General features: G+C 62.3%; 12 protein-coding genes and 1 tRNA gene. 8 read left to right on the forward strand and 5 right to left on the reverse strand.

Features of this window, described 5'->3' with window-relative positions; all coding sequences use genetic code 11:
• Positions 1 to 14: 14 nt before the first annotated feature.
• Genes nqrF through ald form a run of 3 tightly spaced genes read left to right on the forward strand, consistent with a single transcriptional unit; the run spans position 15 to position 2,670 of the window.
• On the forward strand, positions 15 to 1,238 hold the full coding sequence (gene nqrF, locus HNQ81_RS04680; protein ID WP_183348814.1) for an NADH:ubiquinone reductase (Na(+)-transporting) subunit F: 1,224 nt from the start codon (positions 15 to 17) through the stop codon (positions 1,236 to 1,238).
• Positions 1,239 to 1,262: 24 nt separating this feature from the next.
• Positions 1,263 to 1,508: a hypothetical protein gene (locus tag HNQ81_RS04685; protein ID WP_183348816.1), complete on the forward strand. Its 246-nt coding sequence runs from the start codon at positions 1,263 to 1,265 to the stop codon at positions 1,506 to 1,508.
• A 46-nt stretch (positions 1,509 to 1,554) separates the two neighbouring features.
• Positions 1,555 to 2,670, forward strand: a complete 1,116-nt coding sequence (ald, locus tag HNQ81_RS04690; protein ID WP_183348818.1) for an alanine dehydrogenase — start codon at positions 1,555 to 1,557, stop codon at positions 2,668 to 2,670.
• Between the two features lie 25 nt (positions 2,671 to 2,695).
• Here ald and HNQ81_RS04695 read toward each other — a convergent pair whose 3' ends face one another.
• From HNQ81_RS04695 to HNQ81_RS04715, 5 genes are all read right to left on the reverse strand, one after another.
• On the reverse strand, positions 2,696 to 5,179 hold the full coding sequence (locus HNQ81_RS04695; RefSeq protein WP_183348820.1) for a PAS domain S-box protein: 2,484 nt from the start codon (positions 5,177 to 5,179) through the stop codon (positions 2,696 to 2,698).
• A 188-nt stretch (positions 5,180 to 5,367) separates the two neighbouring features.
• Positions 5,368 to 6,612, reverse strand: a complete 1,245-nt coding sequence (locus HNQ81_RS04700; RefSeq protein ID WP_183348822.1) for a heterodisulfide reductase-related iron-sulfur binding cluster — start codon at positions 6,610 to 6,612, stop codon at positions 5,368 to 5,370.
• A gap of 28 nt (positions 6,613 to 6,640) precedes the next feature.
• Positions 6,641 to 7,751, reverse strand: a protein-coding gene (gene prfB / locus HNQ81_RS04705) for a peptide chain release factor 2 (RefSeq protein WP_183348824.1) whose coding sequence is annotated in 2 segments (ribosomal slippage) — positions 6,641 to 7,666 and positions 7,668 to 7,751 — 1,110 coding nt in all. Because the reading frame shifts where the segments join, the coding sequence is not laid out codon by codon here.
• A 68-nt stretch (positions 7,752 to 7,819) separates the two neighbouring features.
• Positions 7,820 to 9,403, reverse strand: coding sequence for an apolipoprotein N-acyltransferase (gene lnt / locus HNQ81_RS04710; protein WP_183348826.1), 1,584 nt, complete (start codon positions 9,401 to 9,403; stop codon positions 7,820 to 7,822).
• Complete coding sequence (locus tag HNQ81_RS04715; protein WP_183348828.1) at positions 9,403 to 10,281, reverse strand: hemolysin family protein; 879 nt, start codon at positions 10,279 to 10,281, stop codon at positions 9,403 to 9,405. The genes lnt and HNQ81_RS04715 overlap by 1 nt, the downstream gene beginning before the upstream one ends.
• Before the next feature lie 387 nt (positions 10,282 to 10,668).
• Between HNQ81_RS04715 and HNQ81_RS04720 the strand changes: the two genes are divergently transcribed.
• The 5 genes from HNQ81_RS04720 (at position 10,669) to HNQ81_RS04740 (ending at position 16,471) form a co-directional block, all read left to right on the forward strand.
• Entirely contained in the window at positions 10,669 to 12,072 is a 1,404-nt protein-coding gene (locus tag HNQ81_RS04720; protein WP_183348830.1) for a biotin carboxylase N-terminal domain-containing protein, read from the forward strand.
• Positions 12,073 to 12,099: 27 nt separating this feature from the next.
• Positions 12,100 to 14,373 carry a carboxyl transferase domain-containing protein gene (locus HNQ81_RS04725; RefSeq protein ID WP_183348832.1) on the forward strand — a complete coding sequence of 758 codons (2,274 nt, stop codon included), beginning with the start codon at positions 12,100 to 12,102 and terminating at the stop codon, positions 14,371 to 14,373.
• A gap of 115 nt (positions 14,374 to 14,488) precedes the next feature.
• Positions 14,489 to 14,564: transfer RNA gene (locus HNQ81_RS04730), tRNA-Lys, on the forward strand.
• Between the two features lie 557 nt (positions 14,565 to 15,121).
• Complete coding sequence (locus tag HNQ81_RS04735) at positions 15,122 to 15,574, forward strand: NfeD family protein (RefSeq protein ID WP_183348834.1); 453 nt, start codon at positions 15,122 to 15,124, stop codon at positions 15,572 to 15,574.
• A 36-nt stretch (positions 15,575 to 15,610) separates the two neighbouring features.
• On the forward strand, positions 15,611 to 16,471 hold the full coding sequence (locus HNQ81_RS04740; protein ID WP_183348836.1) for an SPFH domain-containing protein: 861 nt from the start codon (positions 15,611 to 15,613) through the stop codon (positions 16,469 to 16,471).
• The last annotated feature ends 53 nt before the right edge of the window (positions 16,472 to 16,524 follow it).

Raw genomic sequence — 16,524 nt, forward strand, 5'->3', positions numbered from 1 at the left:
GGAGGATCGCGACGATGCATCTTATCCTGTTCGCCGTGGCGACCTTCGTCCTGATCCAGTTCGTCCTCGTCTCCATCATCGTTCTGGCCAAGCGGTCCCTGCTGCCGGGGGGCGATATCACCATCGACGTCAACGGCCTGCGGCAGATCAAGGCCCGGCCCGGCGGCAAGCTGTTGACGACCCTCGCCGATCACGGCATCTTCCTGTCCTCGGCCTGCGGCGGCGGCGGCAGCTGCGGCCAGTGCCGCTGCATTGTCAGGGAGGGGGGCGGGCAGATCCTGCCGACCGAGCGGTCGAAGATCAACATCCGCGAGGCAAAGAAGGGGATGCGCCTGTCATGCCAAGTCGGAGTCAAGCGGGACCTGGCCATCGAAGTGCCGCGGGACGCGCTGGAGTCGAAGAAATGGCGCTGCACCGTCCTCTCCAACAACAACGTCGCGACCTTCATCAAGGAGCTGGTCCTGACCCTGCCGCCCGGGGAGGATGTCGATTTCAAGGCCGGCGGTTTCATCCAGATCGAAGTGCCGCCGCACACGTTGTCCTACGCCAATTTCGATATCGATGAACGCTTTCTCGCCGACTGGACCAAGTTCAAGATGTTCCAGTACAAATCCCATGTCCACACCCCGGTGTCGCGGGCCTATTCGATGGCCAACTACCCCGGCGAGAAGGGGATCATCAAGCTCAACGTCCGTATCGCCAGCCCGCCGCCGGGGGGCAGTCCGGATATCCCGCCGGGGCAGGTCTCGTCCTATATCTTCAACCTCCAGCCGGGCGACGAGGTCACCATCGCCGGGCCCTTCGGCGAGTTTCTGATGCAGGACAGCGACGCCGAGATCGTCTTCATCGGCGGCGGCGCCGGCATGGCCCCGCTACGCAGCCATATCTTCGATCTGTTCCTGGATAAAAAGACCAAACGCAAGGTTTCCTTCTGGTACGGCGGCCGCAGCCTGAAAGAGGTATTCTACGACAAAGAGTTCGAACAGCTGGCGGCGAAGCATGACAACTTCACCTTCCACCTCGCCCTCTCCAACCCGATGCCCGAGGACAACTGGCAGGGTGCGACCGGCTACATCCACCTCATCCTCTACGACCAGTATCTCAAGGACCATCCGGCCCCCGACGACATCCATTACTACCTGTGCGGACCGCCGCCGATGCTGAAGGCGATCAGGGAAATGCTCGACGACCTCGGGGTCGACGATGACAACATCCACTTCGACGACTTCGGCGATTGAGCCGACAGTGCGTATATTCGAGCCATGAACACCTTTCTCCTCTTCCTGATGTTCACCTTCCCGCTGGTGCTGATCATGGCCTTCATGATCAACTTCGCCCGCCGCCGCCTGCGCCGCACCCGGCACGGCCTCACCGGCATGTGCCACAAGGACGGCGGGACGATGTGCTGCAGCTGTTCGGCCCTGGCGAGCAAACCCGACACCGCCGTCGACCCATCCATCCCCGCCGCTGAGCCGCCGGCAGCGGCAAAATCCCCGCCGACGCCCTGACGACAGGCCGCCCACGCCCCTTCATCCCAGAACAAGGACCAGAATCATGATCATCGGAATTCTCAAGGAAATCAAAACAGCCGAAAACCGCGTGGGCATGACCCCGGCCGGGGTGGAGACCATGACCCGCCACCGGCACCAGGTCCTCGTCGAACAGGGCGCCGGTGCCGGCAGCGGTTTCACCGACGACGAATACCGGCAGGCCGGGGCGACGCTTCTCGCGACGGCGGCCGAGATCTATGCCGGGGCCGATATGGTCATGCACGTCAAGGAACCCCAACCCTGCGAATACCCGTTGATCCGGCGCGATCAGATCATCTTCACCTACCTCCACCTCGCCGCCGAGGAGGAACTGACCAGGGCCCTGATGACCGCCGGCTCGGTCAATATCGCCTATGAGACCATCCAGAAAAACGACCGCAGCCTGCCGCTGCTGACCCCGATGAGCGAGGTCGCCGGCCGCATGGCGGCCCAGGAAGGCGCCAATTACCTGCAGATGAGCAATGGCGGCCGCGGCATCCTGCTTGGCGGGGTTCCCGGAGTCGAACCGGGGAATGTCGTGGTGATCGGTTGCGGCGTCGTCGGTCTCAATGCCGCCCGCATCGCCAGCGGCCTCGGGGCCAGGGTCTACATGCTCGACATCGATCTCGACCGTCTCCGCTACCTCAGTGAGATCATGCCGGGCAACTGCTACGCGGTGATGAGCTCCCGGCCGAAGTTGCGCCAGCTGCTGCGAGAGGCCGATCTGGTCGTCGGCGCGGTCCTGATCCCCGGCGCCAAGGCGCCGAAGGTCGTCAGCCGGGAGATGTTGCAGGAGATGAAGCCGGGATCGGTCGTGGTCGATGTCGCCATCGACCAGGGCGGCTGTTTCGAAACCTCGCGCCCGACCACCCACACGCAGCCGACCTACATCGTCGACGGCATCATCCATTACTGCGTCGCCAATATGCCGGGCGCGGTCCCCCTGACCTCGACCCTGGCCCTGACCAACGCCACCCTCCCCTACGCCCTGCAGATCGCCGACAAGGGCTGGAAGCAGGCCTGCCGGGACAACGAGGAGATCCGCCCCGGAGTCAACGTCGTCGGGGGCAGGATCACCTTCAAGGGCGTGGCCGAGGCCTTCAACATGGAGCACACGCCGATCGAGTCGTTCCTCGACTGATACCGGCAAGACCAGGGGCCGGGCACTATGCCCGGCCGTAACCCCGGCAATAGCGGCGGCCGGCGACCTTCCGCATGATCTCCCGCAGTGATTCGGCCCTGATCGGCTTGGTCAGGTAATCATCCATGCCGGCGGCCAGGAAGCGCTCCCGGTCACCCTGGATCGCATGGGCCGTCAGGGCGATGATCGGGATGTCGTGGCGGTTGCACCCGGCGTGCTCCCTGATCGCGGCCGAGGTTTCGAGACCATCCATTTCCGGCATCTGGATGTCCATGAAAATGCAGTCGAACATTTCGTTTTCAAGGGTCTCGAGGGCCAGCCGGCCGTTCGGCGCCACTACCACCCCATGCCCCTGATTGCGGAGCATCGCCGACACCACCTGGGCGTTGATCGCCTCATCCTCGACCACCAGGACATGGAGGGAGACGTCACCGGGATCGTCGGCCTTCACCGTGTCGTCCATCGCCGTGTCGTGATCGTCGCAGATCTGCACCGGAATTGAAAATCGCACGACGGTCCCCTCGCCTTCGATGCTCGACAGCCTGATCTCGCCGCCGAGCATGCCGACCAGGCGTTTGACGATGCTCAACCCCAGTCCGGTACCGCGGTACCGGCGACGGAAGGAGCCGTTGGCCTGGACGAAGGGCTCGAACAGCTGATCGGACAGATTGGCGGGGATGCCGACCCCGGTATCCCGGACCTCGAACAGCAGATTCGCGGTTCCGCCGTCGTCATGGGATCTCGCCTCGAGCGTAACCGCAATATCACCCTCGTCGGTGAACTTGACGGCGTTGCCGAGAAGGTTGAAGAGAATCTGACGCAGCCGCAAGCCATCGCCCACCACCCATTCCGGCGGACTGCCGTTGACGATGTACCGGATGTCGACCCGGTCCCGGTCGACCATGCTGTCAAAGGAGCGGAGCACCGATTCAACCAGGGGAACGGGGGCGAAGGGTTCGCAGACCAGTTCGACCTTGCCCGCCTCGATCTTCGAAAAATCCAGGATATCGCTGATCAGGCGGAGCAGGCTTTCCCCCGCCACCAGGGTGGTGTCGACATAGCCTCGCTGCTCCCGATTGAGCGGAGTCTCCCGCAGCAGCTGCATCATGCCGAGGATCGCATTCATCGGCGTGCGGATCTCATGGCTCATATTGGCGAGGAACTCGGACTTGGCCCGATTGGCGGCCAGGGCGATCTCCTTGGCCTGCTTGAGATCGCGGAGCACCCGCATCTGGCTGGTCGTGTCGCGGCTCACCCCGATCAGCCCCCGGAACGAGCCATCGTCGTTCCTGAGGATCGAGATCAGGCTCTCGACCCAGATCACCGAACCGTCCTTGCACTGCCACTCGAATTTCCACAGCCGCGGCGATTCTTCGCGGATGCCCCGGGCCTCCCGGGCCAGCCCCTTGCGCACCGCATTCTCGTACATCAAGCGGGAGCGCGGCACCAGATAGCTGTCTGGCGACAGGTTCAGAAACTCTTCCGGGCTGTAACCGGTCAGGGCGGTGACCGACGGAGTGACGAAGGTGAAGCGGAGGTTTTCATCCATGATCCAGAGCACATCACGGATATTGTTCAGCAGCAGCCGGTAGCGCTCCTCACTCTCACCCAGGGCCTGCCTGGTCCGCCAGTCCTGGGTGACGTCACGGCCGACTCCGACCGTGCCGATCATCCGTTCGGATTCGTCGAACAGCGGAGTTTTGTAGACATCGAGGATCAGATTTTCCCCGCGGACAAGCCCCGACTCGACAAAACGCCCGGCCTCCCCGGTCTGCCTGACCACCGCATCGGAATCGACGCAACCGTCGCCGAAGGTGAAGCCGACCCCCCGCTGTTTCTCCCGTTCGGCAAAATATCGGAAATCCTTGCCGATCGGTTCGTCGACGGTGTCGCTCATCAGCAGCCGCAGGCAGAGGGCCTTGTTGGCGAAGAGATAGCGGTCATCAAGGTCCTTGACCCAGATGAAATCCGGAACCGTATCGGACATCAGCCGCATCAGGTTGTAGATGTCGAGGACCCGCGTCTCGCTCTCGAACAGGGCCTCTTCGGTCTTTTTCCGGTCGGTGATATCGGCGAAGAGGGTCAGCGTCGCCATCCGGCCGGCAAAGGTCACGGAATGGGCCGAGAGGAGGGCATGGAGAACCCGGCCGTCCCGCGCTCGGAAACTGGTCTCGAAATCCTTGGCCATCCCCTGGCGGTTGATCTCGGCCACGAACCGGCTCCGGTCTTCGGGGACCAGCCAGAACTGAAGGTCGATCATGCCGACGGCGTCCTCCGCCCTCACCCCCAGATAACGCGAAGCGTAGCCGTTGAGATAGAGAATCCGCCGGTCAGGCATCGAGGTGATGACGACGGGGGCCATGAAATCATCCATCAGCCGCTGCAGCAGATCGTCGCCGCCATGCGGCCCCCGGTCGTCGAGCCGCGCCGCTGCCGTGCCAAGCCGCTGTCGCAGGACAGCCAGTTCGGCGAGGAGTTCTTCTCGGGTCTTGAGGTCGTCCGCCACCATTACCGTCTCCATCCAGCCATTCACTCGGTCAATGCTTCCGATGCCTGCCGCCCCGCGGACGGGCAGACCCATAGCACCAGTATATACGCTTTATGAAGACGAAATGAAGGAAAATCAGGCGGAACGACCATCCCGGCGGCCCGGTCGACGGATCGCAGCGGATCGATACCCTGCAGGGCGAAGGCGAGTTACAAAGGGGATGCGGGCGCGAGGGAGGGGGCGGCCATCAGGCGCAGCAGTTCCGCCAGGTGCATGACCGCAACCGGCGACCCGGCGGCGGTCAGCGCCGTCTTCCACTGCATCAGACAGCCCGAGCAGGTGCTGGTGACGATATCCGGCTGCAGGGCGAGGACCTTCGCCGCCAGATCGTCGCGGATCAGCGCCGCCAGTTCGGGGGCGCCGAGGTGGAACAGTCCGCCCTGGCCGCAGCACTGCGGCCCGCCGGGCAACTCCACCAGGTCGACGCCCGGGAGTCGCTGCAGGAGCCGCCGCGGTTCCTTCACGATTGCGACCTCATGGCGGAGATGACAGGGATCGTGATAGAAGACCCGCAGCGGCCGTTGCGTCGTCGCCGCGGCAGATCCTCCATCCGTCGGCGGGGCAAGGCCATCGACAAACTGCATCATTTCCGCCAGGCGGTCGCCGACCGCCGCCGCCCGCTCCCGCCACAGGGGGTCGTCGGCCAGCAGATCGCGATAATGGCGGAGATGGGCGAAACAGGAGGCGCAGGAGATCAGGATCGGGCCGGGGCGACGCTCCAGGGCCTCGATATTGCGACGGGCCAGGGCCTGGGCCGCCTCGATATCGCCGGCGGCATGGTGGGCCAGGCCGCAGCAGCCGAGGCCCTCCGGGGCAACCAGGTCGAAGCCATGGCCGGCCAGCAGGTCGCGGCAGGCGTCGGCAATCTCGGGAAAGAGATACTCGGCGGCACAGCCGGGAAACCAGGTCAGCGACGAGAGCGACGGTAACGGTCTGGGTGCAGCCTCTTGCGCCGCCGGCAGTTCCGCCGCCGGCGGTTCGAACATCGCCAGCCGCAGCCGCAGGCCGCTGTCGGTCGGCAGCCGCCTGGTCAATCGCCCGGCGGTCCGTCCCAGCCGCCCGGCCGCGCCCAGGATCTCGGGATGCCGCAGCGCCTGGCGGGCCAGGTACTTCTGAAAGCCATGGCGGCCGTACAGGCGGGTGAAACCGGCACGGGCACGGACCGTCTCGCGGTTGACATCGATCCCGCGGGGACAGGCTTTGGTGCAGGCCCCGCACAGCAGGCACTTGGAGAAGATGTCCTCATAGGCCGGGGTCGGCCGGGCATACTCCGGGACCGTCGCCAGATGGTTGCGGCCCCGGGCCGAATAGGACTCCAGGCCGCCGCTGGCCCGGTAGACCGGGCAGACGACGGTGCAGGCCCCGCACTTGGCGCAGCGAACGGGATTCGTCACGGGGCCGGGCTCCTGCCGGGTCGCCGCCTCAATTCCGCCACAGCAGATAGGCCTTGATAAAGGAATCGAGGTAGCCGTCGAGCACCGCGTCGACGTTGCCCATCTCGTGGTCGGTCCGGTGATCCTTGATCAGCCGGTAGGGCTGGAGGACGTAGGAGCGGATCTGGCTGCCCCAGGCAATCTCCTTCTTGTCGCCGCCCAGGCCTTCCTGCTCGGCCTGTTTGCGCTCCTCCTCCAGTTCATAGAGGCGGGAGATCAGCATCTTCATCGCCATGTCCTTGTTGCGGTGCTGGGAGCGCTCGTTCTGGCACTGGACGACGATGCCGGTCGGCAGGTGAGTGATGCGGATCGCCGAGTCGGTCTTGTTGACATGCTGGCCGCCGGCGCCGCTGGCACGGAAGGTGTCGATGCGGATGTCCTTCTCATCGAGGTCGACATTGACGCTGTCGTCGAGTTCCGGCATCACCATCACCGAGGCGAACGAGGTGTGGCGGCGACCGCTCGCGTCGAACGGCGAGATCCGCACCAACCGGTGGATGCCGAGTTCGGAGCGCATGTAGCCGTAGGCATAGCGGCCCTGGATCAGGATGGTGACACTCTTCGTTCCGGCCTCGTCTCCCGGCAGGATATCGAGGATATCGGAGCGGAAGTCCATCCTTTCCGCCCAGCGCAGGTACATCCGCAGCAGGATGCCGACCCAGTCCTGGGCCTCGGTGCCGCCGGCCCCGGCGTGGATGGTGATGATGGCGTTGCTGTTGTCGTGCTCGCCGCTGAACATGCACTCCACTTCCGACACTGCGACGAGATCCTGCAGATCGGTGAGACGGAGGGCGACCTCGTTGAAGGTGTCGTTGTCGTTCTCCTCCACCCCCATATCGAGGAGCAGGTCGACTTCCTCCAGCTCGCTCCACTTGTTTTCCCAGCCGTTGATGATCTCCTGCAGCTGACCGTGCGCCTTCTGGACCTTCTGCGCCATTTCGGCGTCATTCCAGAAATTGGGGGCGAGGGTCTGCTGTTCCAGCCGCTCCAGCTCGTCTTTCTTTTGAGCCAGGTCAAAGATGCTCCTTCAGGGCCAGCAGGCGCTCCTTCAATTCAGTTATCCTCTGTTTCGAAACAGCAGCACCGGTATCAAGCGTCATAATTGCGTCCTACACGATAAAGTTGATCAAATCCGCCGCCAGGCCGACAGGGGCCGCGGAGCATGTTGTTACAGGGTTTGTCGACGGCGCCGGGGTCCGGCGACGCTCCAGCCGATGGCGGCCAGCGCCGCTCCGGCGCACAGCGGGGCGAAGAGACGGCCGCCACGCAACCAGAGGCTCTTGCCTTCCATCAGGACCACGTCCTCGGCAACCGCCCACGGTTCGAACAGCCCAGATTGCCGAACGACCCGGCCGAGCGGGTCGATAAACCCGGAAATCCCGGTATTGGCCGAACGGACCAGGCTGCGCCTGGTCTCCACCGCGCGGAAGACCGTCATCGCCAGACTGTGGTGAGGGGCACTCGATTTACCATACCAGGCGTCATTGGTCAAATTGACAAGCACATTGGCCCCGTTTCGCACCCACTGCCCGGCGATGGCGGGGAAGATGCTCTCGAAGCAGATCAGCACCCCGAGCCGTCCCTGCCGCCATTGCGGTGGCCGGCCGATGACCCCGGGCGAAAAATCGCCCACCGATTCGACCAGCGGCGCCAGAAACGGCAGCAGCGGTTTGAGCGGGACATATTCGCCGAACGGAACGAGGTGACTCTTCGAATAGCGGTCGATGAACTTCCCGGTCGGGGCAATCAGCACGGCACTGTTATAGTAATCATACTCCCTCTTTTCCCGGTCGACGACCTCATACCATGGCGCCCCGGTCAGCAGGGCCATGTCGAACCGGGTGTTCAGCCGCTGCAGGTCCTCGACGAACATGCTGTTCGCGGGATAAAATGGCAGGGCCGTCTCCGGCCAGACCACCAGGGTCGGCCGCCGCGCTCCAACGCCGCCGGCAAACAGCGAGGCGGTCTGATCGATATAGATCGCCATCGTCTTGCCCTGGTTCTCGGGCGACCACTTGAGGTCCTGGTCGATATTGCCCTGGACGATGCCGATGGGCATCCGCCCGGCCCCGGCCATCTGCTGCCCGACCTGGGTCCAGCGCACCGTCGAGTAGACCGCCACGACCGCGACCACGAGGACGACAGGCGCGGCCAGCCTCAGCCGCCCCCACCCCCCCGGCCCTGATTCCTGCCCGACACTGAGCAGCAGGGCGAGCAGGGTGTTGACGAGAACGAGGAGAAAGGTGACGCCGTGGTGGCCGAGAAGGTCGGCCACCTGGATCAGCGCCGGTTGCCCCCACAGGGCATAACCAAGGTCCATCCACGGAAAGCCGCTGAACAGAACGCCGCGCAGCCAGTCGAGGCCGACCCAGAGAGCCGGCACCAGCCACAGCGCGGCCGGAGGCGGCAGCGTCTCGACCAGCACCCGGGCGCCAAGGGCGAAGAATCCGACATACAGCGCCATGTACAGGGCGAGCAGAACCAGCGCCGGCACCGAAAAATACCACGGCAGGCCGCCGTAGTGGCCGAGGACGGTGACGAGCCAGTAGAGCAGGATAACAAAGTGGACCATCCCGGCGACCAGCCCGGCCCGGAAGGCCCGGGCCCGACTTCCGCCCCGAACGGCAAGCAGCAGCGGCACCAGGGCGACCGCCAGCAGCGGCCACAAGCCCGGCCCGCCGGGAAAAGAGAGGGCCAGCAGCAGCCCTGACAACCCGGCCGCCAGCAGCGGTGAACGGACGGTCACAGCCATCAAACAGACTCCGCGACAGTCAGGCGCGTGATTTCGATCATCTTGATGTGGCGCTTGGCGGCGCTCCTGACCACCAGCCTCAGGCCGTTGACCGCCACCGTATCGCCGACCTGGCCGAGACGGCCGAGGATGTGGATGATCAGACCGCCGATCGACTCATACGGGCCCTCCGGCAGCTTCAGGTCGAAATGATCCTCGACCTTTTCGAGATCGACCCGGGCATGGACCATGATCGTGTTGTCGTCGACGATCTCGAGGTTGTCCTGGTCGTCGTCGTACTCGTCGTCGATCTCACCGACAATCTCCTCGACGATGTCCTCCATCGTGATCAGCCCGCGGATGGCCCCGAACTCGTCGGTCACCATCGCCATGTGCACCTTGTTCTTCTGAAACTCCCGGAACAGTTCGCCGATCGGTTTGTTCTCCGGCACGAAGTGGACCGGGCGGAGGAAGCTGTCGAGGGTCATCGGTCCGGCCTGGGGCCGGGCGCAGATCTTCAGCAGGTCCTTGGCATGGATGATACCGATGACCCGGTCGGCGTTGCCCCGGTAGACCGGGATGCGGGTAAAACCGTTTTCGATCACCAGATCGACCAGCTCGGACAGCGACAACGATTCATCAAAATCGACGATCTCGGCCGCCGGGGTCATGATCTCGGCCGCCACCGTCTCCCGGAAGTCGAAGATCGAGTTGATCATCTTCTCTTCCATGCTGGTGATCAGTCCCTGCTCCTCGCCCTCCTCCAGCAGATCCTGGATTTCCTGTTCGAGATCGGCGGTCGTTCCCGGGCGGCCGAAGGAGATCGAGGCCAGCAGACGTTTGAAAATACCTTTGCGTTCAGCAGCATCCTGCTGATCAGTGACATTATCCGTTTCCATGTATCGTTCGGGAACTGGTGTTCGGGATGGAGGCCCGGGATCATCAGGCAGTGCCGACTCTCCCTGCCTGTGGCGAAAATGCGTCCGCCGTTAATGCCAAGACTTTTATCATCAGCGGGGGAAAAAGCAATATCGGCGCTCATTCCTCCCTGCATTTTTCCAGAGCCCGCCCATCGCCGGCCATCGTCCCACGGGTTGCCCTCGTCGGCCGCTAAGCCGCACTGTTCCTGGCCCGGCGGCGGACATACATCTTTTTTCTTTGCTTATTAAGGAGGCGAGACTATAGTAGGCTCGAGTTATTGGGTGTCCATTTCCGGTTCATTTCTGCAGCGCCACTGCCCTCAACGACAGCGCGGCGCTCTTTCATTATAATAAACGAGGAACAGTTTGGAAGGAAAGGTTCTTATCGCCAACCGGGGGGAAATCGCCATCCGGATCATGAACGCCTGCAAGGATCTCGGTCTTGATTACGCCGTGGTCTACACCGAGGCGGACAAGGATTCCGAGCATGTTCAGCGCAATATCACCCGGGGGCCGGACCAGAACGCCTGGCGGATAACCAGCTACACCGAACCCAACGATATCCTGGCGGTCGCCGACCACAGCGGCTGCACCGCCATCCATCCGGGATACGGATTCTTCTCCGAGGACTACCGCTTCGCCCGCCGGGCCTCGAACCGCGACCGGTCCCTGACCTTTATCGGCCCGAGTTGGGAGGTCATCAAGAGTCTCGGCGACAAGATCAACACCAAGCGCACCGCCAACCAGCTCGGCATCCCGACCATCCCCGGCACCGACGCCCCGATCTACAACGAGATGGAGGCCGAGGAGATCGCCCTGCGGCTGCTCGAGGGCCAGGAAGCCGACGGCATCGACAACCCGTCGATCCTCGTCAAGGCGGCGGCCGGCGGCGGCGGCATGGGAATCGAAGAGGTCACCGAAATCGAGCACTTCCGCCGCATCTACCGCCAGCTGCAGAACTATGCCAAACGCCAGTTCGGCGATGGCGGGGTCCTGATCGAGCAGTGCCTGCGCGATTACAACCACCTCGAGGTCCAGCTGGTCTGCTCCAAGCACGGCGAACGGATCCATTTCGGCACCCGCAACTGCACGATCCAGTCGACCGGCCGGCAGAAACGGGTCGAGGCCGCCCCCGGCTTCCACAACTCCTGTTTCGCCTACGATTTCGACGAACGGCAGGTCCTCGACCAGATCGTCGATTACTCGCTGAAACTCGCCGCCCACGTCAACTACGACAACGTCGGCACCTGGGAGTGGATCGTCTCCCGCAGCGGCCAGCCCTACCTGCTCGAGGTCAACACCCGGATCCAGGTGGAAAACGACATCTCGGCCCGCATCAGCTACATCAACGGCAAACAGCCGAACCTGCTGCGCGAACAGATCCGCCTTGGTCTCGGCGACAAGATCGGCTATCGCCAGGCCGATGTCGACCTGCGCGGCGCCGCCATCGAGCTGCGGATCGTCGCCGAGGACACCCGACGAGGGTTCGCCCCGTGGATCGGCACCATCACCGACTTCACGTTCCCGCAGCACGAGTGGTCGGCGGTGTACACCCATGTCCCCTTCGACCGGCCCTATCCCATTCCCAGTGATTTCGACCCCAATCTCGCCCTGGCCCTGGTCTGGGGCGATTCGATGGACGAGGCCAAGGCCCGGGCCGCCAGCTTCATCGACGAGGTGGTGATCCGCGGCAAGGATTCCAACGACAGCCCGATCGTCACCAACCTGACGTACCTCAAAAACAATCTCGATCGCCTGCTTGCCTTCTGAGACCAGCACCGGACGAAACACTGCCCTATGAACGAACAGTTAAAACAACTGCATAAAATCGACGAGAGGATCAACTACCTGCTGCAGATCAAGGATTTCAGCAACTGGGGCAACCTGGACGGCTTCAAATCCACCTGCGACCGCCTCAAACAGACCGTCTACGACCATACCGTCGAGGAACTGTCCGGCGAGATCCGCAAACTTCATGAGTCCATCAGCTTTCTCGAGGAACGGGCCGAGGAGCAACTGACCCCGATGGAACGGGTGCGAATCGTCCGCAGCGCCCAGCGCTTCAGCCTCAAGGACATCCTCGAAAACGTCTACGAGGACTATACCGAACTCGGCGGCGAGGGCGACGCCAATATCGACCCGGCAATGATCTGCGCCAAGGCCACCATCGTCCGCCGCATCAGGAACAAGCCCTACACCGCCTCGGTCATGGTCATCGGCCAGGAGACCGGCCACGGCGAGGAGTTCCGCAACGGCGGCTCCTGCCGGCCCGAAGGCAACGCCAAGGCCAAGCGGTTCATGAAGGTCGCCGAGACCGAAGGCATCCCGATCCATTTCTACATCTTCACCCCCGGATCGTACCCGGTCGAGGAATATCCCGGCGCCGCCCAGCAGATCGCCCGCAACATCTACGCCATGACGAAGCTGCGGGTGCCGATGATCTCGCTGATTTCGGAGGGCGGTTCCGGCGGGGCCGAGGCCATCGGCCTGTCCGACTACCGCCTGATGGTCACCCACGGTTACTACTCGGTGATCTCGCCGGAGGGCGCGGCCGCCATCGAAGGCCAGATCAGGGAAGGGTCGAAGGTGCCGAAGGAACTGATCGAAGTCTGCGCCGACCGGCTGCGCCTCACCGCCTTCGACAACCTGAAGAACGGCACCATCGACCGGATCATCCACGAGCCGCCGCTCGGGGCGCGGCGCGACGACTTCAACTTCTTCGCCACCCTGCGCTCCGAGATGCTCCGGGCGACCGACCAGGTCGTCCTCTCTACCAAGAGCTTCCGCGCCTTCCGGGCCCGGGAGATCGGCCGTAAAAAGAACACCGCGGAGGCTCAGGAACTGCAGGTCGAGGTCCCCTGGGATCTCAATCGCGACGAGGTCAGGCGACTGCTGGCCCAGCGGTCGAAAAAATATCTGAGCCTGGCCCGGCATGGGTTCACCGGCACCCCCGGCACCGGCGCCCACCTCGCCCACCAGACCTGGACCGGGGTCGAGAAGGTCTACTACACCCTGCGCTACGACATCCTGAAAAATCAGAAACGGCAGGTGCACAAGGTCATCAAGGACGTGTCGGGCGAAGGTTCGGTGATGCTCAAGCGGATCAGCGAACCGTTCCACGCCGTCGTCAATTTCTGGTCCGACAAGAAAAAGGGCCGGAAGCCGGTGCCGCGCCTTGCCGCCCCGCCGATTCCCGGCCAGGACAACGGCCGGATCATCGATCCCCTCGAACTGACCGACACCTACACCAGTCCGCTGGCCAACGAGGACCGGACCGTCACCTGCCCCAACGCCGCCCGTTACGGCTGCAAGGACCTGTGGATCCCCGATCTCTACGGCGAATTCGCCGGGGTCTGCGAGACCTGCGGCCACCACTTTCCACTCGAGCACCAGTGGTACCTGAAGAACATCTTCGACCCCCGTTCGATCAAGTTCTTCAACAACGAGATCACCTCCGGCAATCCCCTGGAGTACACCGGCTTTACCGAGCGGCTGGCGGTATCGAAGAAGAAGACCGGCAGGAATTCCGGCAACATGACCTTCCATGCCCAGGTCAACGGCATCCACATCATCGTCGCCATGCTTTACTCCGATTTCCGCAACGGCACCGTCGGCGCGGCCGAGGGCGAGAAGTTCGTCCAGGCCTGCCAGCTCGCGAAGCGGAAGAAGCGGCCGTTCCTCGCCTACATCCACACCACCGGCGGCATCCGCATCCAGGAGGGCACGCTCGGCGTGGTCCAGATGCCGAAATGCACGATGGCGGTCCGAGAGTACATCGACGCCGGCGGACTCTACATCGTCGTCTACGACAACAACTCGTACGCCGGACCGGTCGCCTCCTTCCTCGGCTGTTCGCCGTACCAGTTCGCCATCCGCTCCAGCCGGGTCGGTTTCGCCGGGCCGCGGGTCATCCGTGAAACGACCGGGGTCGATATCCCGCCGGATTACCACTCCGCCCGCAACGCCTTGAAACGAGGGCATATCCAGGGCATATGGGACCGACGGGAGTTCCGTCGCAACCTCCATAAGGCCCTGCTGACGATGGGCAGTCCGAGCCTGTATTACCGGTAGCAACGGCAAGGATATCAAGGCGGAAAACGGCGGTGATTTTTCCCGATCGAGCGGCATTCGGGCTTGACGTCACCACCGGCCTGTGATACATACATGGCACCAATGCCACAGGTGAGGGCCGTTAGCTCAATTGGTAGAGCATCTGACTCTTAATCAGCAGGTCCCCGGTTCGACTCCGGGACGGCCCACCAGTAAAATCAAGCACTTACCCTTAATCGGGTAAGTGCTTTTTTGTTTTCAAGGCCTCCATGTAGCCCCTGTGTAGCCAGAATTCATATACTTGACCTTTGAACACGCGAAATCTTTTCAGGAATAGTCTTAACTTGCGGCTTTGCTTAAATGGTTAAGGTTGGCAGCAACATCCTCTTTTATTTTTTCTACAAGATTTAACCACTCTGAAGAAGAAGGAATTTACCGAAAAAGACATTCATCGGTTGATATTGACCTCATTGCTGAATGACCGCCGGTTGGTCCAATGCCGGTTATTGGTTCAGTGTAAAAATATTTGCGAAAGTTTTCCGGGAAAGGTAGCTTTGATGCATAAGATCGGATGGCCATTCGTTGGACGGGGCTTTTTGGGGAAGCCCGAAGAAGGCGACCTTATCACCTCTCATCCCATCACCCACCCCAGCACTCCTCTTCGCGTCCCGTCGGTACATTGCCTGATGACGATTTTTGAGCTTATGCTGGATTTGCTTGGCCGGACATCGATGTCAGTGAGTTCACACCAACCGTTTCGGAGAATCGCATGGACGTGCAATACTGGCATTGGCTTGTTTTTGGATTGATCCTCATCATTGCCGAGGTCTTTATCCCAAGCTTCACCATTTTCTGGTTCGGTCTCGGAGCGTTGGCCGTAGGCGGCATTCTCTGGATTTCGCCCATGGAACTGACTGCGCAACTCCTGCTCTGGGCATTTTTTTCCGCCCTCCTTACCGTGTTCTGGTTCGTGGTCATGAAACCGCGTATGCTCGACAAGACCCGGGCCGGCATGTCGCGTGAGGCCCTTCTCGGGGAAACAGGGCAAGTCATCAGCGTGCCGGAAGGCGATCGCAGGGGTATAGTCCGTTTCACAAAACCGCTCTTGGGTTCCGACGAATGGTCATTTATCTGCGACGAACCCGTTCAGCTCGGAGACCGGGTCCAGATCCGCGACGTGTCAGGCAACACCCTCATCGTCGCTCCGAAAATTTACAGATAACAAACGTTTCATTCTTTTTTTTCAAGAGAGGTTCGTATGTTCAGTCCCGGCTTGACCATTGTCATTTTTCTGCTTTTTCTGGTCATCATCACCATCAGCATGGGGGTTCGCATCGTTCCCCAGGGGTTCAAATTCGTGGTGCAGCGTTTGGGAAAGTACCATTCCACCCTCGCCCCCGGTCTGAACATCATCATCCCCTTCATGGACACTGTTGCATACAAGGTGACCACCAAGGACATCGTCATGGACATCCCCTCACAGGAGGTCATCACCCGTGACAACGCGGTCATCGTCACCAACGCCGTGGCCTACATCAACATCGTGTCTCCGGAGAAGGCCGTGTACGGAGTCGAGGATTTTCGCATGGCCATCCAGACCCTGGTTCAGACGTCGTTGCGATCCATCATCGGCGAAATGGATCTTGACGACGCCCTGTCCTCTCGAGACAGAATCAAAGCCAGACTGAAGGAAACCATCTCCGACGACATTTCGGACTGGGGTATTACACTCAAGACTGTTGAGATTCAGGACATCAACCCATCCGACACCATGCAGCACGCAATGGAGGAGCAGGCCGCTGCCGAACGGGCCCGCCGGGCTACGGTGACCCGGGCCGAAGGCGACAAGACTGCGGCCATCCTGCAAGCCGACGGACGCCTTGAGGCTTCCCGCCGTGACGCCGAGGCCAAGGTCGTGCTGGCAGAAGCCGATCAGGCAGCCATCAACAAGGTTGCCGAAGCCAGCAAGAGCGGAGAATTGCCCCTGGTTTTCCTGCTCGGCCAGCGCTACGTGGACGCCATGCGCTCCATGGCCGAGGCGAACAACGCCAAGATCGTGGTCCTTCCGGCCGATCTGCCGGCAGCCGTGCGTGGGATCATGGGCACGCTGGGGAAATAGCGCAGACAACCTTACGCCCCCACCTTGTCTGAAAAGAACATTTCGCTGGTTCA

The organism is Desulfoprunum benzoelyticum (assembly GCF_014201505.1).
GTDB classification, from domain to species: domain Bacteria; phylum Desulfobacterota; class Desulfobulbia; order Desulfobulbales; family Desulfocapsaceae; genus Desulfoprunum; species Desulfoprunum benzoelyticum.